This is a genomic window from Planctomycetota bacterium (assembly GCA_033763975.1).
Taxonomy (GTDB): Bacteria; Planctomycetota; Phycisphaerae; order Phycisphaerales; family UBA1924; genus RI-211.
Genome location: JANRJM010000002.1, coordinates 100271 through 118394 on the forward strand (window position 1 = coordinate 100271; position 18124 = coordinate 118394).

13 protein-coding genes are annotated in these 18124 nt (G+C 69.4%); 9 read left to right on the plus strand and 4 right to left on the minus strand.

The window, feature by feature from the left end; translation table 11 throughout:
• The first annotated feature begins 76 nt into the window (after positions 1–76).
• The 3 genes from SFY69_01710 to SFY69_01720 are packed head-to-tail and all read left to right on the plus strand — an operon-like array spanning position 77 to position 4353.
• The gene (locus SFY69_01710; GenBank protein MDX2130752.1) at positions 77–1210 is read left to right on the plus strand and encodes an SUMF1/EgtB/PvdO family nonheme iron enzyme; all 1134 of its coding nucleotides are present in this window, start codon (positions 77–79) and stop codon (positions 1208–1210) included.
• Entirely contained in the window at positions 1093–3027 is a 1935-nt protein-coding gene (locus tag SFY69_01715) for a hypothetical protein (GenBank protein ID MDX2130753.1), read from the plus strand. The genes SFY69_01710 and SFY69_01715 overlap by 118 nt, the downstream gene beginning before the upstream one ends.
• A 48-nt stretch (positions 3028–3075) precedes the next feature.
• Positions 3076–4353, plus strand: a complete 1278-nt coding sequence (locus tag SFY69_01720) for a glycoside hydrolase family 57 protein (GenBank protein MDX2130754.1) — start codon at positions 3076–3078, stop codon at positions 4351–4353.
• A gap of 208 nt (positions 4354–4561) precedes the next feature.
• On the opposite strand, the gene SFY69_01725 is transcribed toward SFY69_01720, so the two are convergent.
• Positions 4562–5893 (minus strand): hypothetical protein, encoded by a 1332-nt coding sequence (locus SFY69_01725; GenBank protein MDX2130755.1) that lies wholly within the window; start codon positions 5891–5893, stop codon positions 4562–4564.
• Between the two features lie 149 nt (positions 5894–6042).
• Here SFY69_01725 and purB point away from each other — a divergent pair, with 149 nt between their 5' ends.
• From purB to SFY69_01745, 4 genes are all read left to right on the plus strand, one after another.
• Positions 6043–7569 carry an adenylosuccinate lyase gene (gene purB / locus SFY69_01730; GenBank protein ID MDX2130756.1) on the plus strand — a complete coding sequence of 509 codons (1527 nt, stop codon included), beginning with the start codon at positions 6043–6045 and terminating at the stop codon, positions 7567–7569.
• 14 nt (positions 7570–7583) lie between these two features.
• The gene (locus tag SFY69_01735; protein ID MDX2130757.1) at positions 7584–8096 is read left to right on the plus strand and encodes a DinB family protein; all 513 of its coding nucleotides are present in this window, start codon (positions 7584–7586) and stop codon (positions 8094–8096) included.
• A gap of 53 nt (positions 8097–8149) precedes the next feature.
• Positions 8150–8971 (plus strand): M14 family zinc carboxypeptidase, encoded by an 822-nt coding sequence (locus SFY69_01740; GenBank protein MDX2130758.1) that lies wholly within the window; start codon positions 8150–8152, stop codon positions 8969–8971.
• 219 nt (positions 8972–9190) lie between these two features.
• Positions 9191–10174 carry a hypothetical protein gene (locus SFY69_01745; protein MDX2130759.1) on the plus strand — a complete coding sequence of 328 codons (984 nt, stop codon included), beginning with the start codon at positions 9191–9193 and terminating at the stop codon, positions 10172–10174.
• On the opposite strand, the gene SFY69_01750 is transcribed toward SFY69_01745, so the two are convergent.
• Positions 10161–10787, minus strand: coding sequence for an N-acetyltransferase (locus SFY69_01750; protein MDX2130760.1), 627 nt, complete (start codon positions 10785–10787; stop codon positions 10161–10163). The two genes, SFY69_01745 and SFY69_01750, sit on opposite strands and share 14 nt — an antisense overlap.
• Positions 10788–10855: 68 nt before the next feature.
• On the opposite strand from SFY69_01750, the gene SFY69_01755 reads away from it, so the two are divergent.
• On the plus strand, positions 10856–12652 hold the full coding sequence (locus tag SFY69_01755; protein MDX2130761.1) for a tetratricopeptide repeat protein: 1797 nt from the start codon (positions 10856–10858) through the stop codon (positions 12650–12652).
• A gap of 10 nt (positions 12653–12662) precedes the next feature.
• Here the strand turns inward: SFY69_01755 and ilvE are convergent, their stop codons facing one another.
• Positions 12663–13613, minus strand: coding sequence for a branched-chain-amino-acid transaminase (gene ilvE / locus SFY69_01760; GenBank protein ID MDX2130762.1), 951 nt, complete (start codon positions 13611–13613; stop codon positions 12663–12665).
• A 301-nt stretch (positions 13614–13914) separates the two neighbouring features.
• Positions 13915–15993 carry a phenylalanine--tRNA ligase subunit beta gene (pheT, locus tag SFY69_01765; protein MDX2130763.1) on the minus strand — a complete coding sequence of 693 codons (2079 nt, stop codon included), beginning with the start codon at positions 15991–15993 and terminating at the stop codon, positions 13915–13917.
• A 243-nt stretch (positions 15994–16236) separates the two neighbouring features.
• Between pheT and SFY69_01770 the strand changes: the two genes are divergently transcribed.
• Positions 16237–17841 carry a proprotein convertase P-domain-containing protein gene (locus SFY69_01770; protein ID MDX2130764.1) on the plus strand — a complete coding sequence of 535 codons (1605 nt, stop codon included), beginning with the start codon at positions 16237–16239 and terminating at the stop codon, positions 17839–17841.
• Positions 17842–18124: the final 283 nt, after the last annotated feature.

Sequence of the window (18124 nt, forward strand, 5' to 3'; positions counted from 1 at the left end):
TCTTCGTGAAGTCGCGCGAGTCTGCGGCGTTCGCGGTACATGTGCCGATGCGAATGAGGTACAACGGAGTCACCCCATGAAGCATTCATCGGCTCATCATCGGTCCAGCGGCACGATCGTCGCACTCGGCGCGTGCAGGCGCGGCATTGACGGCGCATCACGTCTTGGCTTCACGGTCCTCGCGTGGCTGGCCGCCCTGGCCGTCGCACTCGCTGCGCCGGTTGCACAGGCCCAGCCCGTACCGGACTACGGCTTCGAGTGGCGGGCGATTCGAGATCCGGGCAACCCGGCGGCGTCGGGAGATCGGTTTCCCGGGTTCCCGCGGGACGGGATTCCCGAGGCCGGGCGCGTCGATTACGAGTTTCGTCTGACGCGTACCGAGATCACCGCGACGCAGTGGTTTGAGTTTGTAGACGCGTACTCGCGGTTCAACCCGGTGCAGGGGTCGCTGGCCGCGTCGCTCGGCGGCAGGCATCTAATCCGTATTCCGGACTCCGGCGACCCGCGCGGCTACCGGTGGGAAGTACTCGCCGACGCGCTCGACGCCGCGGCGGACATGGGCTGGTGGTACGCCGCCCGGTATTGCAACTGGCTGCACAATGGGAAAGTGAATGAGGCGTGGGCCTTCGAGAGTGGCGCCTACGACAGCGCGACGTGGACGGCGGACCCGACGAATCCGTACGGCGGGCAAGTGGTGCGTTCGCCGGGAGCCATGTTCTGGATCCCGAACCTCGATGAGTGGACGAAGGCGATGCACTGGGACCCGAACAAACTTGGCCCGGGCATCGGTGATTACTGGCTCTACCCGCACGCGAGCGACACGCCGCCGGTGGGGGGCATGCCGGGGACGGCGGGCGCGCAGACCGGTGCGGGGGTGTACGACGACGAAGGCACGTTCCGAATCTACCCGGTGGGTTCGTACCCGAACGCGCAGAGCCCGTGGGGGTTGCTCGATGGGTCGGGCGGCGTGACGGAGTGGCTCGAGGGCGCGTTCCCCAACGGTGTGAGACCGGCGCGGGGGTCGGACAACTCGTACACGGACGTGGATTACTGGGACCGAATCGACAAAATCCATGGGTTAACTCCGGAGCAGTGGGGCTTCGGGCTCAGAGTAGCCTCGGTCGTGCCCGCTCCGGGGACTGCGGGCGTTCTCGTTTTGTCTGTGCTGCTGTACACATCACGAAGGAGGTTCAGATGCGGAAGGCGATAACGCTCGGTGTCCTAGTACTGTCGTCGAGTGTTTCGTCCGCGGTGGTCTCCGTCGGCGTGAACCCATCCGGCGACCCACACGCGTACGCAACCGTGACGCAGACCGGGCTGACGACCTACACGGTCGAACTGGTCGTAGAGTCGGCCTTTGCGGGGAGTTCCGCGTCGTTTGCAATCGGCGGGGCCACGACTGATACGATCGAGTCGATCACGGTGCGGGCCGATTCGGCGGCGCCGGTCTCGTTCACGATCGGTTCGACAAGTGCCTTCGTGGGATCCGTTGGAGACATCGACATCGGCACGAGCACGAGCCATGTGACACTCACCGAAGGGCGTGTACTGAACAACCTCGGGTCTATGCGCATCCACAAAGTCACCTTTCTTCAGGTGAACGGCCAGATTCTCGGAGACATCACGTGTGAATCGCACACATCCGGAGTCAGCGACCTCCTGTCGCTGCGCAGCGGGTCGGTCGCCACGCCCGGCGGCATCTTCGGCGACATCACGGTCGAGCATGGCAAGGCCGACTTCATCTCCGTCTTCGGCGGCGACATCGGCACGCCCACGTCGCCGGTGACGATCCGCGTGCGGGACGACATCGGGTCGATCGACGCGGACGCCGTATATGCGAGTATCGGTGCGCCAACGGGCGCCACAGTCCGTCCGCGCATCCGCCGCCTTGCGGCCAATGCCGGCCCGATCGTCGGCGACCTGCATGTTCGATCGTTCCAGTTGCTGACGGGCCAGAACACGGCCGGAATCTACGCCCTTGCCGGTGACCTCGACGCCGATGTGATCATCGCCGAGAACACGACGGCGGGCGGGTTCAGAGTCTCCGGCGGCGTGTTTCCCGATGGCCGCATCCTTCGAATCGGCGGCTCGCTGTCGAACCCGCCAGTCCAGGGCTTCAACGGCGCTATCGAACTTCCGGCCAACGGCCTTCAGGGCCAGATCATCGTGAATGCCTCGAATGGAGGAGGGTCGTGGGTCGGCAACGTCGTGGTGGGGACAACAACGCTCGTGCCGGAGCCGGATTACACGCAGACGTCCGCCTCGATCGGCGGCGGGGCCGTCGGGCAGGTGCGATTCCGATTGCATGATGAGGACTGCTCGCCAGCAAATACGCCGAGTTCCCCGCCGGAGATCCTCAACTCGAAGTTCTGCGGACGCATCGCCGGCCAGGAGGAGTACATCACCCTGCGGTTCTACGGCCCGGTGCGCGTGGACCACACGTCGGCGAGCCCGGTCACCATCCGCGCCGATGGCACGCCGAGCGTGCTGAGCGAACGCGCCACCGCCGCGTTCCTGACGCGCAGCAGCACGGGGGCCGCGTCGCGCGAGGTGGAGATCCGCGGGTCGAACCTTCGGCGCCTGCTCCCCGGCGTGTACCGCATCCGCCCGGTGACAACCGCGAGCGACGACGGCGTGTACTCGCTCCGCCCGTTGCTCTGTGACGACACGCTCGTGGAGCCGAATCCGCCGCTGGTGACGGACTTCGAGTACGTGTTCGAGCTTCTCTCCGACTGCAACGACAACGGTATCGATGATGTGACTGAGATCGCGCAGAATCCGTCGCTGGACCTCTTCCCCGGGGATGGATGCATCGATTACTGCTACTCGGGCACCTGCGGGCTGGACTACAACGGCGACGGCAATGTGGACCAGGACGACTTCCAGTGTCTCGCGCAGGCCGTGGGCGGCACCTTGACGTGCTTGGCTGTCGGCGCCGACCCGGACTTCAACCAGGACGGGAACGTCGATCAGGATGACGTGCTTGCCCTCGGATCGACGATCGCGGGCGATCCATGCCCGTGGTAGGCGGCTCTGAGCGGCACGGCGCGGGCGGCGATCGCGTACACTGCGGACATGGCGAGCGTCGTCTTCTACTTTCAGGTGCACCAGCCGTTCCGTCTTCGTCGGTACAGCGTCTTTGACGCGGACCCGTTCTACTTCGAGGACACGAAGAACGCGGAGATCTGCCGCAAGGTGGCGGACAAGTGCTACCGACCGGCGACGCAGCTGATCCTGGACCTCGTGCGCCGGCACAAGGGCAACTTCCGCGTCAGCTACGCGATCACCGGGGTGGTGCTGGAGCAGTTGGAGCGCTGGGCGCCGGACGTGATCACGACGTTCCAGGACCTCGCGAAGACGGGCTGCTGCGAGTTCATCGGCGAGACGTACTACCACTCGCTGGCGGGGATCTACAGCCGCACGGAGTTCAACGAGCAGGTGGAGATGCACACGCGCAAGGTGCAGCACCTGTTCGGGCAGACGCCGTCGGTCTTCCGGAACACGGAACTGATCTACAACAACGATCTGGCGTGGCACGTGAGCCAGATGCGCGGGGCCGACGGCGGGCGTCGCTTCAAGGGCATGATCTGCGAGGGCGTGGACCGGCACCTGGGGTTCCGCTCGCCGAACTTCGTGTACCAGCCGAGCGGCAAGCCCACGGGGCGGGGCGACAAGCCCTTCGGGCTGCTGCTGAAGAACTACCGCCTGAGCGACGACATCGCGTTCCGGTTCAGCAACCGGGGCTGGGCCGAGTGGCCGCTCTCGGCCGAGAAGTTCGCGCAGTGGGTGCACCAGATCAACGGCGACGGGTATCTGTGCAACCTGTTCATGGACTACGAGACGTTCGGCGAGCACCAGTGGGCGGACACGGGGATCTTCAACTTCCTGAGCAAGCTGCCCGAGGCCGTCTTCGACGTGGCGCCCGGGCAGAACCACTTCATCACGCCCGGCGAGGCGATCGACCAGTTCGCGCCCGTCGGCGAGTACGATGTGCACGAGTACATCTCGTGGGCCGACACCGAGCGCGACCTCACTGCGTGGCGCGGCAACGCCATGCAGTGGAACGCGCTCGAGGAGACGTACCGCCTGGAGCGCGAGATCAAGGCGCGCGTGGAGCGGGCCAACGCCGAGGGCGACGCCGAGGAGAAAGCCCACGCGGCACACCTGCTCGAGGACTGGCGCAAGCTCACCACCAGCGATCACTTCTACTACATGTGCACGAAGTACTTCGCCGACGGCGACGTGCACAAGTACTTCAACCCGTACGACTCGCCCTACGACTCGTACATCAACTTCATGAACGTGCTGGACAACATCCGCACGCGTCTGGCGACGACGGCGTCCGTGCGGTAGCGCCGGCTCGATCGCCGGTTTGATTTTGAGCCAGCGCACGGCCGCCCGCCGCGGGCGTTGTGCATGTGCATTCTTCGGACCTTCACGGACATCCGCGCAATGAAAACCCGCACGCATGGGAGCGTGCGGGTGATACGGCTGTGCGTATCGCGTTTTCGAACGCTCTCGGGCGGGCGACCCGGTTCTCAGCCGCGCGTGCGAGGTGTGCTCAGGGGCACTCGGACCCGGCGACGACCTGCTCGAGGGCCGCGATGTCGTCCTGGTCGACGTTGCCGTCCTGGTTGAAGTCCGGGTCGACGCCCGCGCCGAGGCACTCGGGCGAGCCACCGACCGCCTGCGAGAGGCACGCGATGTCGTCCTGATCGACGTTGCCGTCGGCGTTGACGTCGGGATCGCAGGGCGCACCGGCGGACAGGCGGGCGATGTAGCCGAAGTACTTCTGCGTCGTGGTGTCGTAGCACCAGCCGCCGAGGATCGTGCCGTCGCCGCTGCAGAAGGTCTCGCGCACGCGGATGTTGGTGGGGATCATGACGCCGGCGTCGCCGAGGATGGTGCGGAGTGCGCGGCTGCCGTCGCCGGGGGTCCACACCAGCCCGTCCCAGGTGCTCACGCCCCCCGCGATGGTGTAGCCCACCAGCGTGTTGCCGTCGAGCGAGCAATCAAAGATGTACGACGACGCGATCGCGGGCGTGCCGCTGGGGGGCAAGATCGCCTGGAGCCCGCCGGGCTGGGTCCAGCGGAAACCGACGTTGATGAACTCCCCGCCGGCGTTCGTGGTGGAGCCCAGGCCGACGACGACCGAGCCGTCGGCGGAAGCGGCGAAGCCCTCGATACCCACGTTGAACGGGTTGGGGAGGATGCCCAGGTCGGTGGGCATGACGCCGCCGTTGAACCACGCGGCCCCGCGCTGGAAGTCGTCGGTGTCGGGGTCGAAGTCGCCGATGGTGCCGAAGCCGACCACGGCCGTGCCGTCGGCCGAGACGCCCTGCACCGAGGAGAAGATCAGCATGTCATCGCCGATGTCGTCGAGGGGAACGAAGCCGCCCGTCGAGGTCCAGCGCCACCCCTGCTGGTACGGATCGCCGAAGTTCGCGCCCGTGAGGCCGACGACCATGGAGCCGTCGCCCGAGACGCCGGTGGCGTACGAGATGTTCCCGCCGGAGAGCCCGCCGATCTCGAGGAAGCCGCTCTCGCCCCAGACGAAGGCGCTGGTGGCGCCGCCCGGCCCGCCCCCGACGTAGCCGACGACCACCGAGCCGTCCGCGCTCAGCGAGAGCGCGTTGAGGTCGCGCCCGAGCGGATCGACCAGGTCGCGCCGCGTGCCGTTCGTCAGGTCGAGCACGTAGCAGAAGGGGATCGTCGGGCGGGTCTGCGAGTTCTGGAGCGAGACGAGCGCGAACTGCCCATTGTCGCTGATGTCCTGCACCACCGCGTAGTCAAAGCCGGCGTCGGGCGCGATCGTCTCGAACGACTGCCCGTGCGCGTGCGAGACCATCGCCAGGATCGTGGCGGCCACGGAGAACGGAACCGTGCGAATCATCGTGATACCTCCTCAGCCCCCGCACGCGCCGCCCAGAATACCCGAGGGCCCGCCGGACACCAAGTGAAGTTTCTGTGTACGGCGTTCGGGTGCTCCCGATCGGCGCTCGCGCCCCCGCCACGCCGTGCGGCTCCTAGAGTGCGCCGGGTATGAGCGCCAGCCCGTACGACACCTACACGTCCCCGCTCGCGAGCCGCAACGCCAGCCCGGCGATGCTGCGCCTGTGGTCGCCCCGGCACAAGTTCAACACCTGGAGGCGGATCTGGCTCGCCGTCGCGCAGGCGCAGCATCAGTTGGGCTTGCCTGTGAGCGAGGAGCAGGTCGAGCAACTCCGCGCGGTGGTGGAGCGAAAGAACCCCGATGGCACCGTCGGCATCACCGACGACGAGATTCGCCTCGCCGAGAAGTACGAGCGCGACCTGCGGCACGACGTCATGGCCCACGTCCACGCGCTGGGAGACTCATGCCCCGAGGCCAAGGGCATCATCCACCTTGGGATGACGAGCCAGGATGTTGTGTGCAATGCGGACTTGCTGATCCTGCGGGACTCTCTTTTTCTCATCGGAGAGAAGATCGACCGAGCCGTGTTCGCATTCGGGGAGTTTGCTCGCTCGCATCACGATCTTCCCACGCTTGGATACACGCATTATCAACCGGCTCAGCCGCTGACGGTGGGGCGTCGCGCGGTGCAGTGGGCGTACGAACTAGATTTGTCGCACGAGAATCTTCGGGAGCGAGCCGCAGAGATTGTGTGCGGCGGGCGGGGGTTGAAGGGTGCGACGGGCACACAGGCGTCGTTCCTCGCACTACTTGGGGGCGAGAGAGCACGGGTGGATGAACTCGAATCGCGATTCATGAAGTCGCTCTTCGACAACGACACCGACTGGCACGACATGTACCAGTTCACGGGGCAGACGTATCCGCGTCTGCACGACACGATCGTGCTCTCGCGGCTTGCCACTGTCGCCGCCGTTCTCCACAAGATCGCCACCGACATCCGCCTCCTCTCCAACCGCAAGGAACTCGACGAGCCGTTCGAAGACAAGCAGATCGGCAGCAGTGCGATGCCGTACAAGCGCAACCCGATGCGCTGCGAGCGGATCTGCGGCCTCACGCGCTTCGTCATGAACCTCGTCGGCAACGCCTACGACACCGCCGCCACGCAGTGGCTCGAACGCACGCTCGACGACAGCAGCAACCGGCGTCTCTCGCTGCCCGAGGCCTTCCTCGCCCTCGACGGCGCGCTCGACCTCATGCACAACGTGGCGTCGGGCCTCATCGTGCACGAGGCGATGGTGCGGCGGAACCTGATGGCCGAGCTGCCCTTCATGGCGACCGAGAACATCCTGATGGAGTGCGTGAAACTCGGTGGCGACCGCCAGCACTACCACGAACTCATCCGTGTGCACGCGCAGGCCGCCGGGCACCGCGTGAAGCACGAGGGCCTCGACAACGACCTGCTCGAGCGGCTTCGGAACGACCGCGCGTTCTGGTCGGCCGCTCGCGGCGGGCCGCTGGCGGCGGAACTGAACTGGGACGGCGTGCTGGACCCCATGAAGTACGTCGGGCGGAGCGTCGAGCAGACCGAGCGGTTCATCCGCGAGGTCGTGGAGCCGCTGCGCGAGCGGTACAAGGACGAACTCGAATCGCTCGACGACAGCGGGCCGCGGGTGTAGCCGTGCTCGACGCCGTGCTTCCAACGCTCGAACGGACTCCCGCCGTGCTCGGCGCGCTGCTCCGTGATCTTCCCGACGACGCTGTGCGCAGTGCGTACGGCCCGGGTACCTGGTGTGCGTACGAAGTCGTCGGTCACCTCATCGCCGGCGAGCGACTCGACTTGATGCCACGAATCCGTCACGTCCTCGCGCACGGCACCTCGCGCCCGTTCGAGCCGTTCCCGCACGACGCGACCATCCGCGCCGACTGCGGCACGCCGCTCGCCGATCTCCTCGACGAGTTCGCCACGCTCCGTGCCGACGGGCTGCGCGAGCTCCGGGCGCTGCGACTGTCGCCGACCGACCTCGCCCGTCGCGCCGTGCACCCGGCGCTGGGCGAGGTGACGCTATCGCAGTTGTTGGCGACATGGGCGGCGCACGACTTGCACCATGTGCGGCAGGCGTGCTTGGCGCTGGCGTGGCGACTGCGCGAGGACGTGGGACCATGGCGGGCGTATCTCAATACCTTTCAGCACGGACGCGCGTGATGTCGGGACGTCACGTGATTTCCCGCCCCACGCACAGGCACTTCGACCCCTCCATGCGATCACTCGCGCCATACCACCTGCTGCTGCTCGCGGCCACGCTCCTCGCCGGCGTCCTGATGCCGTGCGTCGGGTGCGCCGCCCGCGCGCGTGCGGAGCGAGCATCTGCCGCGGCCGGCGTTTGGGAGCCGGTGGGCTTTTCCGTGCGCGGCCAGCCGATCCTGGCAACGACCATCGCCCCGCCCGCCGGCGCCATGCCGCCCCGGGTGCTGATCGTCGGCGGGATCCACGGCAACGAACGCGAGGGGCTTCCCGCGGTCGATCCGCTCGTCGAGATGCTCGGGCGCGATTCCGCCGGCGCGCACGTCCGCGTCGTGCGCGACCTGAACCCGGACGGCACGGCGGCCCGGAGCCGGGGCAACGCGCGGGGCGTCGACCTCAACCGCAACTTTCCGGCGTCGAACTTCTCGCCCTCGCTGCAGCGCGGGCCCGCGGCGTTGAGCGAGCCCGAATCGAACGCGCTCGCGGGAGAACTCGCGCGATTCCGCCCGCACGTGGTGATCGTGTTCCACTCGATCGCGCGCGGGCCGTTCGTGAACTTCGACGGCCCGGGCGAGGCGCTCGCCAGCGCGTTCGTGTCCGGGGCCGCGCCCGCCGACGGGCGCTGGCGCGTCGAGCCCAGCATGGGCTACCCGACGCCGGGGTCGCTGGGCACGCTCGTCGGCGTCGACGGCGGGACGCCGATCCTCACCGTCGAGTTCCTGCGCGGGCACGACGCGCCGACGGCGATCGCGAGCGCGCTCGGGGGCGTGCGCGCGGTGCTGCTTCACCTCCGCGACATGCCCGGGGCAACATGGCAGCGATCTGGACCGAGCTGAGAATCTCGGCGGATTCAACGTCCGGTTTCATCCAACACGTTCGCCGACTCGAACAATCCGACAATGCACGCTCGTGCGCGACATCTTCTGGCGGTCTGCATCCTCCTGTGCCTGTGGCCGAGGGCGCTGAGGGCCGGCGGCCCGTACGTCGCCGAGCTTGTCGACTACGCGGAGGTGAGGGCCGTCGTCCCCGCGACCACAGCGGAGACTTTCACGCGGGTGGTCGGAGCATCCGCCGATCAGCAGTTCGCCGCCCGCGCGCTGGTCGAGGGCGCTCGGGTTGAGCTCCGCCGGGTCATCAACAGGCACCTGCGCACCGTGCGCGACGATCCGACACTCGAGCAGATGAAAGAGAGCGAGGCGCAGGTCGTACGCGACGCGCTCGGCGTCGAGAAGCGGCTTCTTGATGACCTGTACTCGATCCTGACGGACGATCAGAGGCCCCGGTTCGCGGCGTTCGAGCGTGCGCACCGGCGTTCGCTCCTCGCGTATACGACGGTCCAGTCGCTGCCCGTGGATGTCTGGCAGTTCCTGTGGGCGAACGACGTCGACCCCGCGCAGGATGTCTCGCTCGCCGCCCTGCTCGAGAACTTCGATCGCGAGAGCGACGGGGCGCTCGTCCGGAAATGGCGCGCCATGCGGGCGTACTTCGAGGACGTGAAGCTCCTGTCCGATGGGTCGGAGAAGTCTCGCGCACGCAGCCGGAAGATCCAGAATGAGTTCCTGGCGGCCAACGCAAACCTCGAACGGACCCACGCTTCCGTCGTCGAGCGGCTCGTGGCAGCGCTTCCCCCTCGTCTCGGCGACGCGCTCGTGACGGAGGTCATCGAGCGGTCCCTCGGGGACTCCTACGGCAGCCTCGCCAGCCCGGAGAAGTACCCGGTCGTGCGCGAGGTGCTCGCGCTGGACCTCACGCCGGATCAACGCCGCAAGGCCCTGGCGATCATCGACGAGGCCCGGACCGAGGCGCTCGATCAGGCCCGCACCGGCGTGGTCGAGCAGGCGCGCTTTGTGCTCCTCGACGACGAACGCCGCACGGACGGTCGGACATCGCCCCTGAACCTGTACCTCGAGCAGGCGTCCGCGCTCCGCGTCCGGGTGAGCGGCGAAATGCTGTCGCTTCTCACCCCGGCGCAGCGGCTCGACTACGAAGCGAGCGATGTGATCGAGCCGTCATCGTCCTCGGTTGTCAAAGACGAGTAAAGGGCCCGATCCCGGGCTTGACAACCTTCACCATGAGCACCTGGTCCCAGCGCGTGCCGTCGTCGTGCTTGCAGCCCGCCGGGAGCATGCCGTACTCCACGAACCCGAAGCGCCGGTACAGCGCACGCCCGGCGAGGTTGGCGGCGTACACGCCCAGCGTGACCATCTCGACCTCGGGCTGCGTGGCGGCCCAGTCCATCGCCGCCGCCATGAGGGCCGTCCCGACGCCACGCCCGCGGTGAGACGACCGCACGCTCATCCCGAGCTCGAGCACGTGGCGCACCTTGCGCTTGGGGTATGTGCGCCGGAGATTGAGCAGCCCGAGCATCGGGTGCGCGCCCGCGCCGGGCGCGGGGGCGTTCGCCCAGGGGTCGCGCGCGTCGAACGCGCAGAGGAACAGCAGGCCGGGCTCGCGGAGGTTTTCGGCGAGGAACTCGCGCTCGCGGTCGAGCGTCATCGTGAACTCGTCGGCCTGCGTCAGCGTGTGCTCGCTGGTGCGGAAGACCTCGATCGCGCACTCGAGCACGCCGGGTGCGTCGTCGGGCGTGGCCGAACGGACCACGCACATCCCGTCCGGGCGGAGCTGGTACTGCCGGGGGCCCACGATTGCCATAGGCGGGGAGTCTACTCGCCCGAGAAGTTGGGCTGGGGTCGGGGTCCGCTCGGGCCGATAAGACAGGCGTGCCCACACTCATCGAACGCGCCACCGACCTCGTGATCTCGGCCCAGTACGCGCAGGCCGAGAAGTTGCTCCGCCCGTACCTCGCGCGCCACCGCGACGACGCGGCGGGGTCGTACCTGCTGGGGCACTGCCTGGCCCGGTCGGGGCGGCTCGTCGAGGCGATCCACCATCTGGAGCGAGCGGCGAGCGTGCCGGGCGCGCCGCCCAACGCGCGCGTGGAGCACGCGACGGCGGTGTTCGACAGCGGGCGGCACACGGAAGGCGTGGACCTGATGGCGGGCATCGCGCGCGACCATGCGGACCACACGCCCGCGCACGTGCTGCTGGCGAAGATGCTGCTGCGGGCCGGGCTGTTCGTCGACGCGATGGAGTCGTGCCTGCGGGCGCTCCAGCAGCAGCCCGACGCGCCGGACACGACCTCGCTGTACGCCTCGTGCCTCGCGGGGCTGGGGCGGGCCAAGCAGGCCGTCGAGTGGTACCGCAAGGCCTCGGCCCTCGCGACGGGCGATCCCGACGTGCGCGCCCGCCTGTGCTTCTCGCTGAACTCGACGCCCGCCGACCCGCGCGCCGTGTACCAGGAGCATCTCGCCTACGGGCGGCTCGTGGTGGCGCACGCCGAACGCCTGCCGGCGCCGAATGTCGATCGCACGCCCGGACGGCGTCTGCGCGTCGGGTTCCTCTCGCCGGACTTCCGCGAGCACCCCGTCGCACGGTTCATCGCGCCCGTGCTGCGCGGGCTCGACCGCGCACAGTTCGAAGTCGTCGCGTACGACGTGGGTCACGAGCCCGACGGCGTCACCGCCTCGCTGCGCACGCTCGCTGATGTGTGGCGCGACTGCGCGACGCGCCCCGACGCGGAGGTCTCGCGCCTCGTGCGCGCCGACGCGGTCGACATCCTGATCGACCTCGCCGGCATCACCGGCAACGCGCGACCGGGCGTGCTCGCCGCCCGCCCCGCGCCGGTGCAGATCGCGTACCTGGGGTACCCGAACACCACCGGCCTGCCGACGATCGACTTTCGCATCGTGGACGGCGTGACCGACCCGGCGGGCGCGCCGCTCTTCAGCAGCGAGCGCCTGCTGCGCATCGACCCGTGCTTCCTGTGCTTCGACCCGCCCGACGCACCGCTGCCCGCCGCCGGAGCGCCGGGGCGAACGCACGTCGTGTTCGGCTCGTTCAACAACGCGACCAAGCTCAGCGACGCGACGCTCGACCTGTGGCGGGACGTGCTGGCCCAGGTGCCCGGCTCGCGGCTGGCGCTCAAGGGCAAGGGGCTGGCCGATGCCAAGTGCCGCCGCGCGTTCGAGCGCCGGTTCGCCGAGCGCGGGCTCGATGTCTCGCGCATCGACGTGCTGCCCTACGAGCGTTCGCACGCGGCGCACCTGCGCGCATATGACGCGGTCGACATCGCGCTCGACACCTTCCCCTACGCGGGCACGACCACCACGTGCGAGGCGCTCTGGATGGGCGTCCCGGTCGTGACGCTCGCGGGCAACACGCACGCGTCGCGCGTGTCGGCGTCGATCCTGCGGGCGTGCGGCCTTGGGGAGTGGGTCGCCTCCGACGCCCCCGGGTACGCGCGTCTCGCGGGCGACCTGGCCCGCGCGCGCCCGTCGCGCCAGAGCGTCCGCGCCGCGGCCGCGGGCTCGGCGCTGTGCGATGTCCCCGGGTTCGTCGCCCGGTTCGGCGCCATTCTCCACGAGGCCTGGCGACTGAACGCGGCCCCGCGCGGCTTCACCGGCCAGGCCATCGCCGGGCTCGCGGCCCCGATGCGCCCCGAGTCGGCCGTCGCCTGACACCCCCGCATCAGTTCTCCGGCAGGTCGTCGCCGGTCACCACGTCGCGGAACGCCATGCGGAGCTGGTGCGTGATCGGGCCCTCGCCGTCGGAGATCTTCGTCTCGTCGACCTGCGGGACGGCGATGATCTCCGCCGCGGTCCCTGTCAGGAACATCTCGTCGGCCTCGAGCAGGAACTCCAGGCGCATCATGCGTTCCTCGACGGGGATCCCGCACGCGGGGGCGAGCTCGTCCATCACGAAGCGGCGCGTGACGCCCTCGAGCAGCCCGCCCGCGAGGCGGTCGTTCTCGCCGTTGACCGGGGGCGGCGTGTAGAGCTTGCCGTCCTTCACGACGAAGATGTTGTCGCCGGTGCACTCGGTGACCCAGCCCTCGGGCGAGAGCATGATCGCCTCGTGGCACCCGGCCTCGATGGCCTCGACCTTCGCGAGGATGTTGTTCAGGTAGTTCAGGCTCTTGATGCGCGGGTCCAGGCAGGCGATGGGCGTCTTGGGGCGCTTCGCGACGATCACGCGCATGCCCGTCTCGTAGAACTCGGGCGGGTAGAGGGCGATGGTGTCGGCGATGCAGATGACGCCCGGCACGGGGCACTTGCGCGGGTCGAGCCCGAGCGTGCCGTACCCGCGCGTCACGACGAGCCGGATGTACCCCTCGCGGATCCCGTTCGCCTCGATGCAGTCACGCTGGATCTGCACCATGTCCTCGGGCGAGACGGGGATGCGCAGGTGGATCTTCTCGGCGCAGCGGTAGAGGCGGTCGATGTGGCTCTGGCACTTGAAGATCTTGCCGCCGTAGACGCGGATGCCCTCGAAGACCCCGTCGCCGTAGAGCAGCCCGTGGTCGTAGACGCTGACCATGGCGCGGTTCTTGGGGACGAGCTGGCCGTTGACCCAGACCAGGGGCTTCTCGCCGATCTCGCGCTCGCCCGCCCACACGTGGCCGAGCGAGACGCTCGGCATTTTCTTGACATCCATCGCGCTCTCCCGTGCCGACGCGCCCTTGGCGGCGCGCGAGCCCTTCCCGTTCGAGGACTTCGCGGGCGCCACGCCGCGCGATGACTTGCCGCCCGCGGGCTTGCCGCTCGCCCCCTTGCCGGCGCGACGGGCGCGTGCACCCGCGCGCTGCTGGGCGCCGGTGGGTGTGCTGCGAGCGGTGCGCGTCGGCTTTACGGGCATGGGTGACTCCTTTCGGTTGCATCGGCGCACGGACCCCCCGTCGCCGACAGATCGTAGTGAGCGCCGCGCCGGAAAACCCCGCTTCTCACGCCCGAACTTCCGCCCCCAGGGCCGCCTTGAGCGCCTCCTGGAGCGTGCCCGCCGGGCCGTCGATCTCCTCGTGGCGGAGCGTCCGGGTCGCGTCGCGGTACGACAGGCGGATCGTGACCGACTTGCGCCCCGCGCCGATCTGCGATCCCCGGTAGGTGCCGACGAACGCGACGCCCTCGAAGGGCCCGCCCCCGCCCGCCGCGCGCCGGGTCGCCGCCTCGATCGCGGCCCATGTGGTCGCCTCGGGCACGATGAGCGAAATGTCGCGCTCGATACCCGGGAACGCGGGGAGTGCCCGCACCGTCGCGACGGGCGGGTACGCCGCCAGCAGCGCGTCGGTGTCGAGCTCGCACGCGGCGCAGGGCGTGTCGAGGTCGAACATCTTCTGCGCCTCGGGGGCGATGAGCCCCATCCAGCCGATGTCCTTGCCCCGCAGCAGGACGCGCGCGAACGCCCGGGAATCCAGGCCCGGCCGGTCGGGCGCGCCGGGCGTCAGTTCGACCGTCGCGCCGGCGAGGCGCTCGGCGAGCGCGTCGACCGCGCCGCGCAGCAGGCGCAGCCCCGCCTGCAGGTCCGCCACGGTCGCGCTCTTGCCGCGGACCGGCACGTCGAGCAGCAGGCCCGTCGCGCGGTGCTCGATGCTCGCGCCGTCGCGCTCGCCGAAGACCGGCGCCAGTTCGAACAGGCGCACGCCGCCCTCGACCCGCACGAACGCGCGCTGGTTCGTCCGGCGGCACGCCAGCAGCCCGGGCATCAGGCTGGGGCGCAGCACGGGCTCCTCGCCCCGGCGTTCGTCGTCGACGCGCGCGGGCGTGACGCCCCGCGGGCAGAACGCCCCGGCCGCCTTCTCGCCCGTGAAACTGAACGTCACGACCTCGTAGAAGCCCAGCCCGGCCAGCACCTCGGACAGCAGCCGGCGCGCCCGCTCGGTCGGCTGCGCTGGCCGCACCGCGATCTCGACGCGCTCGCGCACCGGCAGGCGAGCAAAGCCCACGACCCGCGCGACCTCCTCGATGACGTCCGCTTCGCGCGTCACGTCCGGGCGGAACGGGGGAATGGTGCACACCAGCGACTCGCCCGCGCGCCCCACGGGCTCGACGCCGATCTCCAGCCGCCCGAGGGCCCCCACCATCTCGTCGACGCCCAGTTCCACGCCCAGCAGCGCGCGGCAGCGGCTGGGGCGCAGCACCACCCGCGTCGGCCCGGGCACGGGCCGCCCGCCCTCCAGCACGCCCGCGCAGACCGACCCGCCGGCGACCTCGGCCAGCAGCCCCGCCGCACGCCGAGCGGCCTCGTCGATCGTCCGCGCGTCCACCACGCGTTCGAACCGGTGCGACGCCTCCGTCCGCAGCCCGTGCCGCCTGGACGACCGGCGCACCGCCACCGGGTCCCACGTGGCCATCTCGAACGCGACGTCGCGCGTGCGCTCGGTGACCTCGCTCGCCTGCCCGCCCATCACGCCCGCCAGGCTCTGCGGTCGGGCGCGGTCGGCGACCACGATCTCGTCGCCCGCCAGCGTGCGCACCTTGCCGTCGAGCGTCGTGAGCGTCTCGCCGGGCGTGCTCCGGCGCACGACGAGCGCCCGCCCGTCGAGCGCATCCAGATCAAACGCGTGGCACGGGTTGCCGAGCTCGCCCGCGATGAAGTTCGTCACGTCCACGACGTTGTTGATGGACCGCTGCCCGGCGTTCTCCAGCGCTTCGCGCAGCCACGCCGGGCTCGGGCCCACCCGCACGCCCCGGACCACCCGCAGCGTGAACCACGGGCACGACTCGGGCACGAGGTTCTCCAGCGACGCCACCCCCGACACCGGCTTGGGCCCTTCGACCAACGCCGGGCCGACCGGGGGGCGCAGGCCGATCCCCAGCCGGGCGGCGGCCTCGCGCGCGAGCCCCAGGTGCGAGAGGCAGTCGCCGCGATTGCTTGTGACCTCAACATCCAGACGCACGTCGCCATCCGGGAGCGGCTCGCGGTGCTCTACCGGGAATCCGGCGTCGATGAGGGCGCGCTCGATGTCCGGTGCGGAGACCTCCGCGTCCAGGTACCGGCGCAGCCATGCCACGGAAATCAGCATGGCCCGAGGGTAGCGACGCGGGCGCCCGGGCGGGGACGGCGCGCCCGGCCGCGGCCTCTGGCTCCGGACGTCCCGCGATCTCGGGGTTTTACCAGTTACGCGTCGTCTGAACGGCAGATTGATGCGCTCGCGTTGCCGCACGCCCAAGTCGTGGTCCATTGCGGTGGGGAACTCGAAAGCGGGCAGCGGCAGGACTCACCCTCGGGGACGCCCGCGAGCGCAGCACATCGAAAGGGTGTGTCCATGATGATTTCTCGGTCTCGGGCGGCGGCCTGCCTCGCCGCCGTCGCCGGCCTCGCGGGGTTCAACACCGCGTACGGCCAGCAGTACACGTCGTCCCCCTCACTCGCCATCCCGGACTCGGTCGGTCCCTCCGTGCAGGACACCATCACGGTGACCGGCGGACCGACGAGCATCATGGACATGGCCGTCACCATCAACATCACGCACACGTGGGACGCCGATCTCGACATCGTGCTGGTCCGCAACGGGCAGACGCTGCACCTGACCTCCGACAACGGCGGCAGCGGGGACAACTTCGTCGACACGCGCTTCATCGATGCTGCGGCGACCTCCATCACCACGGGCGCCGCCCCGTTCACCGGCGACTATCGCCCCGAGGGCGGAAATCCCGGCTGGACCGGCACCATCGTCATCCCGGGCGTGTTCCTGGCGGACCTTGCTGGCTTCAACGGGCAGGACGCCAACGGGGCGTGGGACCTGGTGATCGACGATGACGCCGGGGGCGACGTCGGCACGCTGAACTCCTGGACGCTCGACTTTGACCCGGTACCCCCGCCCCCGCCCCCGCCCCCGCCGCCGAACGACGCGTGCGCGGACGCGGAGCCCGTCGGCGACGGCGCGTTCGCGTTCGACACGACGACGGCCACGCCCGAGGGCCCCGGCGCCTGCGGAGCCTCCGCCGCCTCGCCCGACGTGTTCTTCCTGTGGACGCCGACCACGACCGGCTGCGGGGTGATCGAGACGTGCGGCTCGGGCTTCGACACCGTGCTCGAGGTGCTGAGCGTCTGCGGCACGTCGCTGAACTGCAACGACGACGCGTGCGGACTCCAGAGCCGCATCGAGCTGCCGAGCGTCACCGCTGGCACGCCGATCCTCGTCCGAGTGTCGGGCTTCAACGCCGCCGCCGGCGCGGGCACCGTGACGTTCACGTCCTCGCCCTCCACGCCCTACACCCCGCCGGGCAGCGGGACGACCGAGGCCGAGGCCTGCGGCAACGACCCCGACACCATCAACGCGGGCTGCAACAGCACCCCGCCGTCGTACCTGCCCATCGCGTGCGGCGAGACGATCATCGGCACCACGTTCGTCATCCCCAACACCACGCGTGACACCGACTGGTTCAGCTTCACGCTGGGCGCCACCGACAGCGTGACGGTCACCGGGCAGGCGCAGATCCCCGTCAACGCCTACATCATGCGCGTCAACGACTGCGCGACCTTCGACATCACCATCCTTGCCACCGGCAACAACACGAGCTGCAACCCCGGCTTCACCGCGACCGCCGCCGACCTTCCCGCCGGCGACTACGTGTTCTTCATCGCGTCCACCAACTTCACGAACGTCGCCGTCTGCGGCACGGGCACCGAGAACTGGTGGGCCACGCTCACGTTCGGCAACGGCTGCGGCGGGGCGCCCTGCGACCCCGACGTGAACCAGGACGGCAACGTCGATCAGGACGACATCGCGTGCCTCGCGCAGGCCGTCGCCGGCAACCCCGGCTGCCTGGGCGGCGGGGTCGATCCTGACTTCAACCAGGACGGCAACGTCGACCAGGACGACATCTCGACGCTCGAGCAGGTCGTCGCCGGCTCGCCGTGCCCGTGACGGAAGCACTGATCTGAAAGCGACTTCGCAGTCGCATCGCAGTTCCTGACCGCACCCCGGGGAGCAACACCCCGGGGTGTTTGTGTTTTCGGACCTGGGGATTGGATGCGCGGCCGGGCGACAGACGACCCGCATTTCCCACTGGAAAAGAGACGGTCAAGTACATGTTCCCGCCAATCGCTTGACTTCGCGCAGATTTTGTGTCAAATGGGCGCTTCTGCTCCCACGCCGGCGTCCGGCGAGTCTCTTGTGGGGGCGCTCGTGTCTTCCGATTCAGAAAGGG

Excerpts from the sequence above, each read along its gene's own strand:
- SFY69_01710 (MDX2130752.1), top strand. The coding sequence starts at position 77 with ATGAAGCATTCATCGGCTCATCATCGGTCCAGCGGCACGATCGTCGCA.
- SFY69_01720 (MDX2130754.1), top strand. The coding sequence starts at position 3,076 with ATGGCGAGCGTCGTCTTCTACTTTCAGGTGCACCAGCCGTTCCGTCTT.
- SFY69_01725 (MDX2130755.1), bottom strand. The coding sequence starts at position 5,893 with ATGATTCGCACGGTTCCGTTCTCCGTGGCCGCCACGATCCTGGCGATG.
- purB (MDX2130756.1), top strand. The coding sequence starts at position 6,043 with ATGAGCGCCAGCCCGTACGACACCTACACGTCCCCGCTCGCGAGCCGC.
- SFY69_01740 (MDX2130758.1), top strand. The coding sequence starts at position 8,150 with ATGCGATCACTCGCGCCATACCACCTGCTGCTGCTCGCGGCCACGCTC.
- SFY69_01750 (MDX2130760.1), bottom strand. The coding sequence starts at position 10,787 with ATGGCAATCGTGGGCCCCCGGCAGTACCAGCTCCGCCCGGACGGGATG.
- ilvE (MDX2130762.1), bottom strand. The coding sequence starts at position 13,613 with ATGCCGAGCGTCTCGCTCGGCCACGTGTGGGCGGGCGAGCGCGAGATC.
- pheT (MDX2130763.1), bottom strand. The coding sequence starts at position 15,993 with ATGCTGATTTCCGTGGCATGGCTGCGCCGGTACCTGGACGCGGAGGTC.
- SFY69_01770 (MDX2130764.1), top strand. The coding sequence starts at position 16,237 with ATGATGATTTCTCGGTCTCGGGCGGCGGCCTGCCTCGCCGCCGTCGCC.